Origin of the sequence: Paenibacillus yonginensis (genome assembly GCF_001685395.1) — a bacterium.
Lineage (GTDB): Bacteria > Bacillota > Bacilli > Paenibacillales > Paenibacillaceae > Fontibacillus > Fontibacillus yonginensis.
The window spans coordinates 1,916,800-1,933,541 of sequence record NZ_CP014167.1 but is presented as its reverse complement, the minus strand read 5'-3'; the positions used below and the strand labels follow the sequence as shown (position 1 = coordinate 1,933,541).

14 protein-coding genes and 2 pseudogenes are annotated in these 16,742 nt (G+C 49.6%); 15 read left to right on the top strand and 1 reads right to left on the bottom strand.

What is annotated here, in order from left to right; genetic code table 11:
- The first annotated feature begins 73 nt into the window (after window positions 1–73).
- Genes nirB through AWM70_RS08860 form a run of 3 tightly spaced genes read left to right on the top strand, consistent with a single transcriptional unit; the run spans window position 74 to window position 3,172 of the window.
- Window positions 74–2,491, top strand: coding sequence for a nitrite reductase large subunit NirB (gene nirB / locus AWM70_RS08870; RefSeq protein ID WP_068695601.1), 2,418 nt, complete (start codon window positions 74–76; stop codon window positions 2,489–2,491).
- A 5-nt stretch (window positions 2,492–2,496) separates the two neighbouring features.
- Window positions 2,497–2,808 carry a nitrite reductase small subunit NirD gene (gene nirD / locus AWM70_RS08865; RefSeq protein WP_068695599.1) on the top strand — a complete coding sequence of 104 codons (312 nt, stop codon included), beginning with the start codon at window positions 2,497–2,499 and terminating at the stop codon, window positions 2,806–2,808.
- A gap of 40 nt (window positions 2,809–2,848) precedes the next feature.
- The gene (locus tag AWM70_RS08860) at window positions 2,849–3,172 is read left to right on the top strand and encodes an iron-sulfur cluster biosynthesis family protein (RefSeq protein ID WP_068695597.1); all 324 of its coding nucleotides are present in this window, start codon (window positions 2,849–2,851) and stop codon (window positions 3,170–3,172) included.
- A gap of 81 nt (window positions 3,173–3,253) precedes the next feature.
- Here AWM70_RS08860 and AWM70_RS08855 read toward each other — a convergent pair whose 3' ends face one another.
- Entirely contained in the window at window positions 3,254–4,747 is a 1,494-nt protein-coding gene (locus AWM70_RS08855) for an MDR family MFS transporter (RefSeq protein WP_068695595.1), read from the bottom strand.
- Window positions 4,748–5,015: 268 nt separating this feature from the next.
- Here AWM70_RS08855 and AWM70_RS08850 point away from each other — a divergent pair, with 268 nt between their 5' ends.
- The 12 genes and pseudogenes from AWM70_RS08850 (at window position 5,016) to AWM70_RS08800 (ending at window position 16,711) form a co-directional block, all read left to right on the top strand.
- Window positions 5,016–5,618, top strand: a complete 603-nt coding sequence (locus tag AWM70_RS08850) for a TetR/AcrR family transcriptional regulator (protein ID WP_068695593.1) — start codon at window positions 5,016–5,018, stop codon at window positions 5,616–5,618.
- Between the two features lie 181 nt (window positions 5,619–5,799).
- Window positions 5,800–7,356: an ABC-F family ATP-binding cassette domain-containing protein gene (locus AWM70_RS08845; RefSeq protein WP_068695591.1), complete on the top strand. Its 1,557-nt coding sequence runs from the start codon at window positions 5,800–5,802 to the stop codon at window positions 7,354–7,356.
- 173 nt (window positions 7,357–7,529) lie between these two features.
- Entirely contained in the window at window positions 7,530–8,384 is an 855-nt protein-coding gene (locus AWM70_RS08840) for a hypothetical protein (RefSeq protein WP_068695590.1), read from the top strand.
- Window positions 8,385–8,798: 414 nt separating this feature from the next.
- The gene (locus AWM70_RS08835; protein ID WP_068695588.1) at window positions 8,799–9,839 is read left to right on the top strand and encodes a nucleotidyltransferase family protein; all 1,041 of its coding nucleotides are present in this window, start codon (window positions 8,799–8,801) and stop codon (window positions 9,837–9,839) included.
- Window positions 9,836–10,996 (top strand): glycosyltransferase family 4 protein, encoded by a 1,161-nt coding sequence (locus AWM70_RS08830; protein ID WP_068695586.1) that lies wholly within the window; start codon window positions 9,836–9,838, stop codon window positions 10,994–10,996. The genes AWM70_RS08835 and AWM70_RS08830 overlap by 4 nt, the downstream gene beginning before the upstream one ends.
- Window positions 10,971–12,038 (top strand): glycosyl transferase, encoded by a 1,068-nt coding sequence (locus AWM70_RS08825; RefSeq protein WP_068695584.1) that lies wholly within the window; start codon window positions 10,971–10,973, stop codon window positions 12,036–12,038. The genes AWM70_RS08830 and AWM70_RS08825 overlap by 26 nt, the downstream gene beginning before the upstream one ends.
- Window positions 12,039–12,348: 310 nt before the next feature.
- The gene (locus AWM70_RS24285; protein WP_083180199.1) at window positions 12,349–12,681 is read left to right on the top strand and encodes a DUF4236 domain-containing protein; all 333 of its coding nucleotides are present in this window, start codon (window positions 12,349–12,351) and stop codon (window positions 12,679–12,681) included.
- Between the two features lie 807 nt (window positions 12,682–13,488).
- Window positions 13,489–14,058 (top strand): Uma2 family endonuclease, encoded by a 570-nt coding sequence (locus tag AWM70_RS08820; protein WP_068695582.1) that lies wholly within the window; start codon window positions 13,489–13,491, stop codon window positions 14,056–14,058.
- Between the two features lie 182 nt (window positions 14,059–14,240).
- Window positions 14,241–14,330, top strand: a pseudogene (locus AWM70_RS22685) (IS200/IS605 family transposase); the annotation flags it as partial.
- Between the two features lie 79 nt (window positions 14,331–14,409).
- Window positions 14,410–15,527 (top strand): IS3 family transposase gene (locus AWM70_RS08810; RefSeq protein WP_206093401.1). Its coding sequence is split into 2 segments (ribosomal slippage): window positions 14,410–14,656 and window positions 14,656–15,527, totalling 1,119 coding nucleotides; the frame shifts between segments, so codons are not numbered across the junction.
- Window positions 15,528–15,576: 49 nt separating this feature from the next.
- Window positions 15,577–15,933: pseudogene (tnpA, locus tag AWM70_RS08805) on the top strand (IS200/IS605 family transposase); the annotation flags it as partial.
- 367 nt (window positions 15,934–16,300) lie between these two features.
- Entirely contained in the window at window positions 16,301–16,711 is a 411-nt protein-coding gene (locus tag AWM70_RS08800; RefSeq protein ID WP_068695578.1) for a RidA family protein, read from the top strand.
- The last annotated feature ends 31 nt before the right edge of the window (window positions 16,712–16,742 follow it).

The window sequence follows — 16,742 nt, the reverse complement described above, 5'->3', positions numbered from 1 at the left end:
TAGGTCGGCTTACAAGGGTGTGATACATTTAAAACAAACAAGTGAATGAAATCACAAACTTGGAGGGAGTCTCATGACGAGGGAAAAGCTGCTGCTGATCGGGAACGGGATGGCGGGCGTAAGAACGATTGAGGAAATCCTGGACCGGGACGCTGAACGTTATGATATTACAATCATCGGGGAAGAAAACTATACCAATTATAATAGAATCATGCTTTCCAACGTGCTGCAGAACAAAAATACGATAGAAGAGATTATCACCAATCCGGCAAGCTGGTATGAGGAACACCGGATCGAGCTGGTTCACCACGATCCGGCGGTAAGCCTGGACGCTGAGTCCCGGAAGGTGCGCACCCAAAGCGGCATAGAAATCAGCTTCGATAAATGTATTTTGGCGACGGGTTCACGATCGTTTATTTTGCCTGTAGAAGGTTCAAACCTCGAAGGCGTGTTGGGGTTCCGGACCATTGACGATACGCTGAATATGCTCAAGACGGCCAAAAGCTACCGGAAAGCTGCGGTCATTGGCGGAGGGCTTTTGGGTTTGGAGGCAGCCAAAGGACTGGTTGATCAGGGCATGGACGTTACGGTTGTTCATTTGGAGAAATGGCTGATGGAAACCCAATTGAACGAAATGGCCGGCAAGCTGCTGAAGGCCGATTTGGAGCAGCAGGGCCTCAAGTTCCTTATGGAGAAAAAAACGAGCCGGATTCTCGGCGACACCCGCGTCACGGGACTTGAATTCAGCGACGGCTCCATATTGGAAGCCGATATGGTCATCATGACCGTCGGCATACGCCCGGAAACGGCTCTGGCCCGTCAGGCAGGTTTAGCCGTAAACCGCGGGATTGTTGTTAACGATTGGATGGAGACATCCGCTTCGGGCATTTATGCGGTTGGCGAATGCGCCGAACACCAAGGCAAGGTATATGGACTGGTGGCCCCGCTGTTTGAGCAGGGCAAAGTGCTGGCCGACGTTCTAACCGGGTGTGAAACCGCCCCTTATGGCGGCAGCACAACCTATACGTCGCTTAAAGTTTCGGGCTGCGACCTTTTTTCGGCAGGAGAAATCAAGGAAGCTGACGGCGTAAAAAGCATAGAAGCTTATGACGGTCTGGCTAACAGCTACAAAAAGCTGTTCATCAAAGACAACCGGGTGGTCGGCATCGTTCTTTACGGAGACATCTCCGAGGAGAACCGTTACTTTAAACTGCTGAAGCAGAAGCAGGATATTTCGGCATTCACTTCGGTTTCCGTGCTGCCTGCGGGTGGCGGATGCTGCGGGGGAGCCGCTGCGGACGATGTGACCCAGTGGGCCGATGATGAAACGGTATGCGGCTGTAACGGGGTAACCAAAGGCACGGTTTTGCAGGCGATCCGGGACAAGGATCTCAAGTCGGTAGCGGAAGTCACCAAAGCGACCAAAGCTGGCGGTTCGTGCGGAAAATGCAAAGGCATGATCGGAGACCTGCTGACCTATGTTTTGGGCGATAAAGTGGCCACCGCGCCGACAGGCATTTGCGGCTGCACGGACTTGTCGGGGGACGAAATCGTGCTGCAAATCCATGAGCGGGGACTGACCACCACGGATGAGGTCTACGGGCAGCTCGGATTCCGGAACCGGGAAGGTTGTCCGAAATGCCGGCCTGCGATCAATTTTTACCTGAATGTGGCCTTTCCGAAGGAACATGAGGATGAACCTGCCTCCCGTTTCGTCAACGAACGCCTGCATGCCAACATCCAGAACAACGGCACCTTTTCCGTCATTCCCAGAATGCGGGGCGGGCAAACTACGCCTCAGCAGCTGATGCAGATTGCCCGTGTGGCTGAAAAATACGAGGTGCCTCTGGTCAAAGTTACCGGCAGCCAGCGGATTGGACTCTATGGCGTCAAGAAAGAAGACCTGCCGAACATGTGGGAAGAGCTGGACATGACTTCGGCTTCCGCTTACGCCAAAGCGGTCCGTTCCGTGAAAACCTGTGTCGGCGCCGCTTTTTGCCGGTTCGGCACGCAGGATTCGATGGGCCTCGGCATCAAGCTGGAGGAGCGTTATGAATTTATTGATACCCCGCACAAATTTAAAATGGGCGTGTCGGCTTGCCCGCGGAGCTGCGCGGAGACCGGTGTGAAAGACTTTGGCGTCATCGGCGTTGAAAACGGCTTCCAGATCTACATCGGCGGCAATGGCGGGACCGAGGTGCAGGAAGGCCAGCTGCTGACTACGGTCGAAACGGAGCAGGAGGTCATCGATATTTGCGGCGCTTTCCTTCAATATTACCGGGAAACCGGCATATACGCCGAACGGACGGCGCCTTGGCTGAAACGGATGGGTTTTGACCATGTGAAAAGTGTGTTGTTAAGCGCCGAGCAGCGCGCCGAACTGCTGAAACGCCTGGATGAAGCGGTGGAAGGCAAACGCAACAATCCTTGGCGGCAAGTCGTCGAAGATCCAAAACTTCAAAAAGACCTTTATGCGGTCATAAGGGGGTAATCCGGATGCCAAAAACAAAAGTTTATGTAGCCCGACAGGAGGAGCTCCTTCCGCGAATCGGATACAGCGTGGTTTGCGGGGAGAGGAAGATCGCCGTCTTCCGTCTGAGCGACGGCCGCATTAAAGCTTTGGAGAATGTCAGCCCTTACCGCCAAGGCCCGCTTGCAGAAGGAACGGTTTCGGGGGAATACGTATATTGCCCGCTCTATGACTGGAAAATTTCCCTGCTGGACGGGCAGGTGCAGGAACCGGATCACGGAACGGTCGCCACCTTCGAAACACTTCTGGAAGACGGCAAGGTATATGTTTGGGTATAATAGCTTTTTAATAGCCAAACTGAAGGAGGAAATCTGCGCTATGAGAATCGAGATGAACGGGTGGACGGAGCAAAAACTGAATGAATATTTAAACGGAGCGCCAGGGTGCTTTAAGCTTTATTATGATACGCAGGATTGCGGCTGCAACGGCGTACTGGTCCTTCAGCTTTTGGAGCGGCCTTTGCAAACCGATGTGAAGGCTGAGGCCGATCCATTTACCTTTGTTGTTGACCGCCAGCAGCTCCAGCAGTTTGATGAAGTGATGCGGATCGAAGCGGACGCCAGCTATCCTTCCTTCAAGGCAAGCAGCGATGCTTCCCTTTACAGTTCGAATGTAAGAATCCAGGACCTGCGGAGCCGCTGAGCTTCTTTTTGATCCCAAAGCAGAATGGGCGATCACCCTCCGGTGTAGAACCGGAAAGTGATCGCCCATCTTTTTAAAACTTTAGAAGTCTACGTGGACAGCTGCGACAGGTTCTTGTTTCCCTGCATCAGGCTGTTTTTTTGGTTTACGCAAAATAAAGGTCATGACCCAGCCGATCACAGCCAGGCAGGCTGCCAAAAAGTAAGTTTCGTTAAAACCGCCTGCGGCTGCATCTAAAGCCTGCAAAGGCGTATAATCTTTGCCGAGCTCAGCTATGCGGGCATTAATATGCGAAGTCAGGTAGCCCGTCAAGCCGGCGATCGCAAAGGATACGACGACCTGCTGCGCCGCTGTGGTCAAAGGCGTAACACGGCTGACCAAATTGGACGGAGCGGCGTTGAGAACGTGCGTGTTGAGCGGCATCATCGTCATGCCCATGCCGCTGCCCATCAAGGCCAGAGATAAAAGAATGACGATCAGATGCGTATCGGCCGAGATATGCGCAAATAGGAACAAAGCGGTTGAGATGATGGCGAGACCAACAAAGGCCAGCGGACGAGCGCCCAAGCGGTCAAACAGCCGTCCGCCAATCGGCATAAAGAAGGCGGAAGCCAACGCCTGCGGCAGCAGGATGAGACCTGTTTGCAGCGGGGTGTAGCCTTTAATCTGCTGCAAATACAGAGGCATCAGAATCATTGAACCAAACAGCGCAACCTGGGCAATCCAGAGCAGCAGAATGCCCCGCGTAAAATCAGAAGAGCGGAATACGCGCAGTTCCAGCAGCGGCTGCTTATGCCGGAGTTCAGCAATAATGAAGAGCACAAGCGCAAGGCCGCCTACGATGAGGCCGGTAAGCGTGGTGCTCGAAGTCCAGCTTGTTCCTCCTTCGCTGACCCCGTAGGTCAGCATCGCGAAGGCGATTGGAGCGAGGATCATGCCGAGGACATCCAGGTGCGGAGCCTGATGGCGTTCAAATTGAGGCAGGAAGCGGATGCCTATAATCATGGCAACGATACCGATCGGCAGGTTGATCAGGAAAATCCAGTTCCAGCTGACGTATTCAACGAGCCAGCCCGATAATACCGGGCCCAGAGCCGGAGCCATCAGCATCGGAACGCCAAGCACGCCCATGATGGAGCCTCTTTTCTCAGGCGGGGCCAGTCTGAAGACCATAGCCATCCCGATTGGAGAGACCATGCCGCCGCCGATGCCCTGGAGGATGCGGAAAATAATCAGCTGCGTTGGCGTTTGAGCCAGCGCGCAAAGGGCGGAGCCGATCGTAAACAAAGCGATGGTGATTAGAAAGATCCGTTTGGAACCAAATTTATCCGTCATCCATCCGGCCAGCGGAATGACCGCAGACAAAGCCAGCGTATAACCGGTAACGGTCCATTGAATCGTTTTTAAGTCGGTATGGAAATAGTCAACGAGTTTCGGGATGGCTACATTCACGACCGTCGTATCCAAAATAACCATAATCATGCCGACGATAATCGCAAGAAGAGGCCCAATGATCGCTCTGATTGAGAATTCATTGGCATCAACAGCCTTTTTCTCTCTAGCTGGGTTAGGCAAGGTTTCTCACTCCGTTTTCTCTTTAAGTATTTATTTCATAATCCACTCTGGTTATGTCAGCATTATGGTTTGCGAAAGAAATTCACCTCCTCTTGAATCTGATAGATAACGAAACAGGATTAATCGCCGTTTTAAACAATGTTTAATACGTTGTTTAATACAATAGTCGGCAAGGGGACATTTGTCAATACGGAATTAGACCTTCAACTTGACACGGTACTGGAGGGAGTATTATGGTGGATGAAGAATGGCGATAGGGGAGTAACTCATGTTCAATGAAACTGGGAAAGATGTGACAACTAAAGATCATATTTTGAACACCGCACTGGAACTGATCAAAGCGAAAGGGTTTGAAAATGTAACGCTGCGAAAAATCGCTTCCTGCGCGGACGTCAACCTGGCGCTCATCAATTATTATTTTGGCTCCAAGGATAAATTGATCAATGAAGTCTTGAAGTTTATGCTTGCGGAGTTTCATGATCACTTTCTGATCCTGGACGATTTGTCCATCCCTCCCAAACAACGGCTTAAGCTGTTCATGAAGCGTTATGCCGCTTCTTTGGCGGAATTTCCCGAGCTTATGAAAGAAATTCTGGGCAAAGGGAATCTGTCCTTTCAATCCCATTATGAATACCTCACTTACATGAAAAAGCTTGGCATGAACAAAGTTTCCGTTCTTATGTCCGAAATTACGGGCGAAACCGATCCGGAAATTTTAAGAACCATGACCATGCACATTCATTCCGCCTCTTATTTTCCTATTTTAATGTCCCAGCGCATCAAAAATTTACCGTCCGCTCCGGATCTAATGTCCGTTGAGAAGCAGATTGATATTTTGTTTGACCATTATTTTGCCAAATATCCGGATTAATCCCCGTATTGTTGGCCGGCGTAGCGGGCAGCGGCTGCCGCAGGCAACAAAGCCTGCTTAGACCACGGCGCGGCTTCATGCCGCTTGGGAGAGTCTTTTTTCCAACCTGTATGGAGTTATCACGCTTTAGCCTTTATAATATGACGAGAATATACAGTTTAAAGGAAAAGGTGTTAAATTCATGAGCATATTAAACGTAGAACGTCTGAGTCACGGTTTCGGAGACCGCGCGATCTTTAGTGACGTATCTTTCCGCCTGCTGAAGGGCGAACACATCGGTCTGATCGGAGCCAACGGCGAAGGCAAGTCCACTTTTATGAACATTATTACCGGCAAACTGCAGCCTGACGAAGGCAAGGTAGAGTGGGCCAAACGCACGCGGGTCGGGTACCTGGATCAGCATGCGGTATTGACGAAGGGACAGTCGATCCGCGACGTATTGCGCGGAGCGTTTCAATATCTGTTCGATATGGAACAAGAGATGAACGACATGTACGGCAGAATGGGCGATGTATCCGCTGAGGAGCTGGAGCAGCTGCTTGAGGATGTCGGCACCATACAGGACACGTTAACCAATCAGGATTTCTATATGATCGATGCCAAAGTCGATGAAACCGCGCGTGGTCTCGGTCTTACCGATATCGGTCTGGATAAGGACGTTCACGACCTGAGCGGCGGTCAGCGGACCAAAGTGCTGCTGGCCAAGCTGCTGCTGGAGAAACCGGACATTCTGCTGCTGGACGAGCCTACGAACTATCTGGACGAGCAGCATATCGAATGGCTGAAGCGTTATTTGCAGGAATACGAGAATGCCTTTATTTTGATTTCACACGATATTCCGTTCCTGAACAGCGTAATCAATCTGATCTATCATATGGAAAATCAGGCGCTGACACGTTATGTGGGCGACTACGATTATTTCCAGCAGGTGTACGAGGCGAAGAAACAGCAGCTGGAATCCGCCTACAAGCGCCAGCAGCAGGAGATCGCCGACCTGAAGGACTTCGTGGCGCGTAACAAAGCCAGTGTGGCTACGCGGAATATGGCGATGTCCCGCCAGAAGAAGCTGGACAAGATGGAGGTCATCGAGCTTGCCAAAGAGAAGCCGAAACCGCAGTTCAACTTCAAGGAAGGACGTACGTCCGGCAAGGTGATTTTTGAAACGCACGATCTGGTGATCGGCTATGATTCGCCGCTTTCCAGACCGCTGAATCTGCGCATGGAGCGGGGGCAGAAGATTGCCCTCGTCGGCGCTAACGGAATCGGCAAAACGACGCTGCTGCGCAGCATTCTTGGTCAAATTCCGCCGATTTCCGGTTCTGCCCAGCTTGGCGATCTTCTGGATATCGGTTATTTCGAGCAGGAAATGAAGGAAGCCAACTACAATACCTGCATTGACGAAATCTGGAATGAGTTCCCATCCTTTACCCAGTTTGAAGTGCGGGCGGCTCTAGCCAAATGCGGCTTGACGACCAAACACATCGAAAGCAAGGTAGCTGTGCTGAGCGGCGGCGAGAAAGCTAAAGTCCGGCTCTGCAAGCTGATCAACCATGAAACAAATCTGCTGGTGCTGGACGAGCCCACCAACCATCTGGACGTCGATGCGAAAGATGAGCTGAAGCGGGCGCTCAAAGCGTACAAGGGCAGCATTCTGCTGATTTCTCACGAACCTGAATTTTACCGCGATGTCGTGACGGAGACGTGGAACTGCGAATCGTGGACAACGAAAGTATTTTAAGACAAACGTATGTTATACGTTGCGACAGGGCTGCCCTCCCGGGCAGCCTTTTTCTCTTATCTGGAGGCTGCTCCCGTGGTGTTTAAAAAATATGAATTTCTTCTCCGGTGTACACTTGTTGAATACATCCTAGCTATATACTCGAAGCAACCAATCCATTGGAGGGAACCACAATGACAAACAACACCAAAAAGAAAGCCGCAATGATGTTGAGCATCGCAGTCGCATTAGCCGCATTTTCCGGGCAGGCTTGGGCTGAGCAGGGCACAAAAGCATCCGCACCTGCCTCCATAACGACAACCGCAACGAAATCTGTAACGAAATCCGCAACTAAAGCTGGCGGCATAAATCCTTATGAGGTTGCCGGCATTAAAGACCCGGCGGCATTTACGGCTTATTTTGCCAAATTGCAGAAAGCGGTTAAGGATAATAAACCTGAGCAAGTGGCAGAGCTGATCTCTTACCCGATGAATCTGAACAAAAATAATAAAACCTTTTTGATTTACAGCAAAAAAGATTTTGTGAACAAATACGACCGCATCTTCACTTCTGCCGTACGCGCTAATCTGCTGGCTCAACAGGTCGATCAGCTGTTTGTGAACTACCAAGGAGTTCGGGTAGGGGAAGGAGATTTATGGATTGGTGAACGGAGCCATAAGCTTGGGGTTATTTCAGTTAATGTCATTAATAACCCATATGAAGCAGCCGGTATACAAAATCCAGTCGTATTCGAGCATAACTTCAGCTTGCTCCAGAAATACGTTAAGGAAGGCAAAAAATCGGAAGCGGCCCAGCTGATGGTGTATCCGCTGAAAGTGAACAGCAATGGCAAAACCATGGAAATCAAGACCGCCAAAGATTTTATCGCCAAATACGACAAAATCATGACCGCCAAAGTGAAGAAAGCCTTGTTAGCCCAGAAAGTCGATAAAGTAGGGGTCAACTGGAAAGGGATTAGTATCGGCAACGGAGCGTTGTGGATGGGACAGTCCGGAGAACAAGTCGGGGTATTTGCTATAAATCTGTAAAATGGGATCTAACTTTGCCACAAACCCATAAACCCAAAAACGCCTGCTAAAGCTGTAAACCTGGCTTGGCGGGTGTTTTTACATGGTCAGGTATCGTATTGGAATACCTTCCTCTTCGGATCTAGCAGCCAAGTTTTGAGGATTTGGTTCGATCTGCAAAATAATTGACGTCAGATATGCGTAGAGATTGTCCTACCTGTATAAACGCCAGGAAAATAAAGAGAATTTGAGATTTAAAAAGAAAACATGGCTTTAGTCAAAAATTTTGGCAGTCCAAAACCTTTATTTTCCTTTAGAATCGCTTGAACGAAAAAAGGAGTTTTACATAAAATTGTATATTATCAGCACTCTACTAAATAGAGTGCTAACAAAAACTCTCGATTTTATTTTTTCGGACAGGAGGAGATCTCGAAGATGAATGTACTGTTGCTGGCAGGAGGACTGGGAACACGGCTTAGACCCTTGACGGAACATATGCCGAAGCCGATGGCTTTGGTGATAAACCGTCCTTGGCTGGAGCATCTTATTCTTCATTTGAAGGAACAAGGCGTTCAGCGATTCGTTATCGCCCTGAAGCACCATCCCGAAAAAATCAAAACCTACTTTGGCGACGGGCGCAAGTGGGGCGTGTCGATCCAATATGCGGTCGAACGCGAGCTGCTAGGCACGGCTGGAGCGATCAAAAATGCTGAACCTTTGCTCGATGACCGGTTTGTGGTCATTAATGCTGACGTTGTCCACGATACGGAGCTGAAGCCGCTGCTGGAAGCGCATGAACGCCATGGCGGCCAGGTCACCATCGCCCTTAAAGAGGTAGAGGACCCTACGCAGTTCGGTGTGGTTGAGCTGGACGAGACTGGACGGATCTTGCGTTTTGTGGAGAAACCCCGTCTGAAGGAAGCTCCTTCAAGACTTATTAATGCCGGCATTTATGTCATGGATAAAAAGGTGCTGGCAGCTATTCCGTCCCATCGGGAGGTCTCCATTGAACGTGAAACTTTCCCTGCCCTGATCGAAGGGGACGCCGGCGTTTACGGCCAACGGATCGAAGGTTACTGGGCGGACATGGGAACGAAGGACCGCTACCGCAGCCTCCATTGGGATCTGCTGAGAGGGGCGAGCCGGCTGCCGGTCCCCGGACAGGATGACGGGGACGGCATCCGGATGGGCAAGGGCTGCAAGATCGGTCCCGGCGTCCTGCTTGTGCCGCCTGTACTGATCGGCGATCACGTCCGGATTGGCGCACGCTCGGTAATCGGACCTAATGTGGTTTTGGGCGATCAATGCGTGATCGGACCCAATGTCCGTCTGTCGGACAGCATTTTATGGAATAAATGCCGGGTGCATGAAGGCGCCCATTTGAGCAACTGTATCTTCGGCTACGGACTGGAGCTGGGCTCCAGACATATTTTGCATGAAGCCGTAATGAATCGGACAGGAGTGATGCAGGCATGACTTCAATTGCTTATATCAGTACCTATGTACCCAAGAAATGTGGACTGGCCACCTTCACTTTTCATCTGCGGCAAGCCGTCAACGCGGCTAAGGATTGGCGGGCGAAGGATCCTGTAATCGTGCTGCACGACGGCCCGGCGGACGGCCCTGGAGACCCGCTGCTGTGGGTGCTGCGGCGGGATTCGGAATATGATTATGAGAAGATGGCACATAAAATTAACGCTTCGGACGTAGAAGTGGTCTCTTTGCAGCATGAATTCGGCATCTTTGGAGGGGAGGCGGGCCGTTATCTTTTGAACCTGATCCGCCACCTGAACAAACCGCTTGTGACTACGTTCCATACGGTGTTTGAGCATCCGCGTGAGCCCTACGCCTCCATTCAACGGGAAATCGCCGAGCGGAGTGCCCGGATAGTCGTGATGAACCGCAAGGCGATTGGCTATTTGCACCGGGCATTCGGCATTCCTGAAGATAAAATCGTCTTCATTCCGCACGGCACGCCGGAGCAGGGGCTTGAAAGCAGACAGTCCTTCCGGAGAAAGTTAGGCTGGGCAGACCGCAAAGTGCTGATGACGTTTGGTCTGCTGGGCCGGGGCAAAGGGATTGAGCTGATTCTGAAGGCCCTGCCGGAAATCGTCAAGCAGGTGCCCAACGTGCTTTATGCCATCGTCGGGCAGACCCATCCGGAGGTTAAGAAACGGGAGGGCGAGCAGTACCGCGAAGAGCTGAAGGCGATGATCAAACAGAGCGGCATCGAGCAAAACGTGGTCATGATCGACCAGTACATGGAGGAGCAGGATTTGGTGCGTCATATTACGGCCTGTGACGTATATGTCACGCCTTATCCGGGCCTTGAACAGATCACAAGTGGAACGCTGGCTTATGCCGTCGGTCTTGGACGGCCTGTCCTGTCTACGCCTTATTGCTACGCCCAGGATCTGCTGGCAGAGGAACCGGAGCTGCTGATTCCGGCGGATGACGAGAAGCAGTGGGAGAAGCGGATTGTTCAGCTTATGACCAACGAGGTACAGATGCAGGAGGTTGTCCGGAAAATGAAGCGGCTGGGCCAGGAAATGCATTGGCCAAACGTCGGTCAGGAATATCTTCGTTTATTCGCCGAGGTGGGCAAACATGCAGCAGCCGAACATTCGGTTTGATCATTTGATCAAAATGACGGACGATACCGGCATCCTGGAGCATAGCCTCGGCTCCTTGCCACGCAGAAAGGAAGGCTACAGCACCGACGATCAGGCCCGTGCTTTCTGGGTGTGCCTGGAATGGCTTGGCCGCTGCGGGGAGCAGACCGATAAGCAGCTTTTATCGCTGGCTGAGAAGTATCTGGCCTTTCTGCTTTGGGCCCAGGAGGAGGATGGGCGGTTCTATAACAACTTTGCTTATGACCGCAGCCGGGAACCCGAGCAGCCTTCGGACGATTGCCTCGGACGCTGTCTGTGGGCCTGCGCGCTGGCCATGGCCCGGCGTCCTTCTCCTTCAATCGGTCTAGCCGCTGAAAGTATGTTCCATAAGGCGCTGAAGCAGGCCAAGAACCAACGTTATCCGCGCGGATGGGCTTATTCGCTTGCCGCCATTGGTCTGCTCAAACGCGCTGGCTTGGCAGATGAGAAGATGATGGGCCTGGCTGACATGCTCTCCGGCCGTTTAACTGCTCTGTACCGTAAACATTCGGCCGCGAACTGGTCCTGGTTCGAGCCTGAACTGACTTACAGCAACGGTGTGCTGCCTTGGGGCTTATTCTGGGCTTATGAAATGCTGGAGCAGACTGAGCTGCTGGACATTGCCAGACACAGCCTTGATTTCCTGATCGGCATTTCCCGGAATGAAACCGGGCAAATCAGCGTGGTCGGCAGCAACGGCTGGTGCCGTCCCGGCTTCCGCGCTGTATGGGACCAGCAGCCGATCGACGTCATGAAGCTGGCGCTTGCGGCGGCCAAAGCGTACGAGCTGACCGGGGAGCCGGCTTATAAAGAGACGGCCCGCAAGTGCCGAGCCTGGTTCTACGGCGATAACGACCTGGGGGCAGCCATGGTCAACGAACAGGACGGCAGCTGCTACGACGGCCTTCAGGAGCACGGCCCGAACGTGAACTGCGGGGCGGAAGCGGTCCTCTCTTATTTGTTAACGGAAGCGATCTGCGAGAAGCTGGAAGGGCCAGTATTGGAGCCGCAGCAGATAGGATGAATAATAGAGAGAGGTATCCTTGCTTGGGGAGAAAACGGTCAGAATCCATTTTAGTGGATTTCAGAAAAAACACCTAGGCAGCAAACAGAACTGTACTCCGATTGTTGAAGATCATCTAACAATTGAGTGCAGTTTTTTGTCCAAATTTAATATTGAATTTGATAAAGAAGCGATCAATCAAAATCTTTCGGTTATTTGTGTTGATCTCTTGCGGTCAAGGGTCTACCCTATTTTAGTGTATTAATTAATAATTGATAACGCCTCCCTAGATAAATGTAATTATGCTAAGTAAACGCTTTCGAAAAATCTTATGAATTGGAGGATTCAAGCAATGGGACTTCGATTTAGAAAAAATATAAAAATTGCATCAGGAATCCGGCTAAATGTAGGCTCCAAAAGTGCAGGACTCAGTTTTGGAGTAAAGGGTTACGGTACAGTATTAATTCAAGAACCGGCGGGAGGTTTACCGCGAGCTTGCCAGGGACAGGACTTTTATATTCGGAATCTACTAGCTCCAGAAGGAAATATAAAAGCCAGGCTTATCAAAAACGAAATGAACTTATGCGTTTGCAGAAGACATGGAGAAACTTTGAGCAACAATAACAAGCGATTTATGAGGTCCAGATGTTTGAGAGCCAGCTAGAATTCATCAAATCCATACATAAAGAATGTGATGAGATAATCAACTGGGAGGACATCAAGCGTATTCCTGCCTCCTTCCCCAAGGAGGGAAAAGGACCCAAAGAAGTTTCAGCCCGGAGAGAACTTGAACAGTTTAAACCGAATTTTATTCAAAAGTGATTTAAATTAGACATTAAGAAACGTAACCATTTAAATTGAAGAGTTGCCCCCATTAGATGATCTTAGCGAGTTTGGCAGCGGATTTGAATTTTTTATTGATGGCCCAAAAAGCCTCGAGGTAGAAATTGACGTTCACTCTCAAGATGTGAATCCAAACTGAAACCAAAACGCTGACGAAAACAGGCAAAGTTTCTGCGAAATCAATGACAAAAACAAGTTAATTTGATTTATATCAAGATTATGTTTGCGGCTGCATTTTGCGTATTGCCAGAGATATGTTTGTGATTCTGCAGTTTGAGCATATTTACATCCGTAGATTGCATATTGTATTCCTCCGATTGTTAGTTGAAAGTAACAACTCAGCGCTAAGAAATCGTGGCGATATGTGTTATAATTTAGGCACACGCAATCAGATTTTCACAAGTATATCGAAGGAGTTTGCGACATTGGATGATAATCCGAGCGCGTTAAGAAGGGCCGTTCATAGACTTGATTCTGATCCCAGACATATATCCACTGATCGAACAATCCGAATAGGATTTCAAGCAAGGCAAGTTCTATACGACAGGTGAAATTGTCGAACAGATTAAACAAGGTAAGTTATAGATAAGCAGTAACAGAGTGTTAAATCCGAAGGAGGTAGATCCAAATGTCGAATCCGGATGAGAAGAAGCATCACACGTATCAAGATTGGTTGACATGGGATGGAACATGGGAATTAATTAATGGCAAGGCATATAACATGTCCCCGGCTCCAACAGCCCTTCACCAGTTTGTTGTAGGTGAACTGCATTTCGCGCTCCGAACGTTCTTGCGGAACCGGAACTGCTATGTGTTTGTTGCTCCGTTCGACGTGTTCTTCAGCGAGAGCGATCAATACGATACGCCTGATCATGTGACACAGCCGGATTTGTCGGTGGTGTGCTCCAAGAGTCAAATCTCCAAAAACGGCTGTCACGGCGCGCCGACAATGATTATCGAGGTGTTGTCGCCATCAACGGCACTGAAAGACTTTAATGAGAAGTTCAATCTGTATCAGAAAAATGGTGTCCAAGAATATTGGATCGTCGACCCCGGCAATCGCACGGTTCATGTGTATGCTCTGCAGGATGGCGTATATCAAGTGCGCGACTTATACACGGAGCAGGATAACGTGCGGTCGAATGTGTTCAAAGATTTTCAGATATCGCTGGGGAAGCTGTTTAACTTGGAAGCCTAATACGCTAAAGCCGATTCCCGCGGAATCGGTTTTTTTTAATAGGCTTTAGCCTGTTGAGCACGTGAAACGTGCGAAATATAAAACCACCCGCTATGCGGGTGGAGGGATCTAGGGTTACACCAATAAGACCACCTCGATAAAATTGAGATGTTCAGGCTCAAATTTCGAAAGGATGGTCTTATATGGCAAGTAAAAATTTTAGTTTAGCGCACACAAAGTGGATGTGTAAGTATCACATTGTGTTCACCCCGAAGTATAGACGTAAAGAGATTGGATCGGCTACACTAAGTTGGACAATGAAAATAAGGGCTTGTAGAATAGACCTATCATACGAAGGAGCGGATCTCTACAATGCCAAAACAACGACGTACCTTTACTGCAGAATTTAAGCGACAAATGGTACAGCTTTATGAGAATGGGAAGTCCAGGGCAGCGATTGTGGAGGAATACGACCTCACAGCTTCCGCTTTAGACCGTTGGATTATTCAGGCTCAGACAACGGGTTCCTTTAAGGAAAAGGATAATCGTTCATCAGAAGAAACCGAACTGATGGCGTTACGAAAAGAGAACCAACGTCTGAAGATGGAGGTAGATATTTTAAAGCAAGCGGCGCTGATCATGGGACGAAAGTAGCTATCATTCGGAATAACCTGGATAAATACTCGGTATCAGCATTGTGTAACGTCCTGCAAATTGCAAGAAGTACGTACTATTATGAAGCCAAAGAACGACCGAATGAAGATGGGTTATCAAAGGCTATTGTGGAAATCTTCTATAAGAACCGAAAAGCCTACGGTACACGAAAGATCAAAACCAAGCTCCAGGAACAAGGACTCATCGTGTCTAGACGCCGTATTGGCCGAATCATGCGTGAGCAAGGCCTGGTCTCCACCTATACCATTGCCCAGTTTAAGCCCCACAAAACGGCCTGTAATGAGGCGGCAACGACGAATGTGTTAGCTCGTGAGTTTGACCAGGCTGAAATTAAGCGCTTCGTGGTCAGCGATCTAACGTATGTGAAGGTAGGGCACCGTTGGCACTACATTTGCGTCCTCATCGACCTGTTCAATCGAGAGATCATTGGCCATAGTGCAGGTCCACATAAGGACGCTGCTCTGGTTTCGCGCGCCTTTGCTACGGTAGAAGGTGACCTGAGCCAAATCCAGTGGTTTCATACGGACCGTGGAAGTGAGTTTAAAAACCAGAAGATGGACGAGCTTCTGGAAACCTTTGAGATCAGTCGATCGTTAAGCGCGAAGGGTTGTCCTTATGACAACGCTGTAGCGGAAGCAACCTACAAGGTCATGAAAACGGAGTTCATCCATCAGATGGAGTTCCAGAGCCTCGATCACCTGCAGTTGGAACTATACGACTATGTTAACTGGTTTAACAAGCATCGAATTCATGGATCATTGGGGTACATGACGCCTGTTCAGTACCGTCAAGTAGCCCTTAAAAAAGCTGTCTGATTTAATGTTGACAATCCAGATCAGCAATCAAGTGAGAAGAGATCTAATTGAAATCATGAAGCGTCTATGTAAATACAAGGGAGTAGAAATACTAGAAGGGCATATGACGCCGGATCATGTCCACATGCTGGTGGCGATACCGCCGAAAATATCGGTATCTTCCTTTAAGGGCTATTTAAAAGGGAAAAGCGCACTCATGATCTTCGAGAAGCACGCCAATTTGAAGTATAAGTATGGGAACCGGAAATTCTGGGCGGAAGGCTACTACGTAAGTACAGTGGGGCTAAATGAAGCCACCGTCGCCAAATACATTCGAGAGCAAGAGGCACATGACCAGGCAGTGGATAAGCTGAGTGTAAAAGAGTATGAAGATCCATTCAGCAGCAACAAGAGCAAGGAAAAATAAAACCAGTTTAACTGGTAAGTGAAAGAGACAAATAACACTGAGCCTGAACGCTTTGTGGTCAGGCTAGCATCTTTAGGCGCAGTTTGGCAACAGGGGGTTATACCCCTAGTGCAAACCACCCGTTGGAAGGGGGGGCTGATTTTTCTGTTCCCAATATTAAGCACCTTTGCCATACGAAGCCCATCCCCTCGTTCACGATTTTGGTCTCCATCTGCGGCTAGAAATGCATTTCGACCCGCAGCATTGTCATGCTGTCAGGCTGCTAATTCTCTAGCGTATCGGAAAATTCCTGGATAGATTAGCCGTTCCATTTTATAGTAGAATTAGATAACATTATTTCAACGATTCGTACATAAGGAGATTACTGATGGAAACCAACAAATCGATCCGCTTCGCAAGACCCGACACGATGCCGCCGACTTTCGGCTACTCTCATATTGTAGAAGTCAAAAATGCGAGAATGTTATATATCTCCGGCCAAATTGCGCTGGATAATGAGGGACAGCTTGTCGGAGAAGGTGATCTTGCCGCTCAGACGCGGCAGGTGTTTGAGAACATACGGCTCGCTTTGGAAACGGAAGGGGCATCCTTTGCGGATGTCATTAAGCTGACCTTTTTTATGGTCGATATTTCTCAGATGGCAAGCGTGCGGGAAGTCAGGGATCAATACATCAATTTAAGCAATCCCCCGGCCAGCTCGGCCGTTGAGGTCAGAAGGCTCATTCGCGAGGACCTGCTGATCGAGGTAGAGGCGATTGCGGCGGTGGCGATGGGGTAGAGAATAAAAGTAGACGAGATCCGAATTCCAT

Coding starts and splice junctions, on each gene's coding strand:
- AWM70_RS08830 (WP_068695586.1), top strand. CDS start 9,836: ATGACTTCAATTGCTTATATCAGTACCTATGTACCCAAGAAATGTGGA.
- AWM70_RS08835 (WP_068695588.1), top strand. CDS start 8,799: ATGAATGTACTGTTGCTGGCAGGAGGACTGGGAACACGGCTTAGACCC.
- nirB (WP_068695601.1), top strand. CDS start 74: ATGACGAGGGAAAAGCTGCTGCTGATCGGGAACGGGATGGCGGGCGTA.
- AWM70_RS08800 (WP_068695578.1), top strand. CDS start 16,301: ATGGAAACCAACAAATCGATCCGCTTCGCAAGACCCGACACGATGCCG.
- AWM70_RS24285 (WP_083180199.1), top strand. CDS start 12,349: ATGAATTGGAGGATTCAAGCAATGGGACTTCGATTTAGAAAAAATATA.
- AWM70_RS08860 (WP_068695597.1), top strand. CDS start 2,849: ATGAGAATCGAGATGAACGGGTGGACGGAGCAAAAACTGAATGAATAT.
- AWM70_RS08825 (WP_068695584.1), top strand. CDS start 10,971: ATGCAGCAGCCGAACATTCGGTTTGATCATTTGATCAAAATGACGGAC.
- AWM70_RS08845 (WP_068695591.1), top strand. CDS start 5,800: ATGAGCATATTAAACGTAGAACGTCTGAGTCACGGTTTCGGAGACCGC.
- nirD (WP_068695599.1), top strand. CDS start 2,497: ATGCCAAAAACAAAAGTTTATGTAGCCCGACAGGAGGAGCTCCTTCCG.
- AWM70_RS08850 (WP_068695593.1), top strand. CDS start 5,016: ATGTTCAATGAAACTGGGAAAGATGTGACAACTAAAGATCATATTTTG.
- AWM70_RS08820 (WP_068695582.1), top strand. CDS start 13,489: ATGTCGAATCCGGATGAGAAGAAGCATCACACGTATCAAGATTGGTTG.
- AWM70_RS08840 (WP_068695590.1), top strand. CDS start 7,530: ATGACAAACAACACCAAAAAGAAAGCCGCAATGATGTTGAGCATCGCA.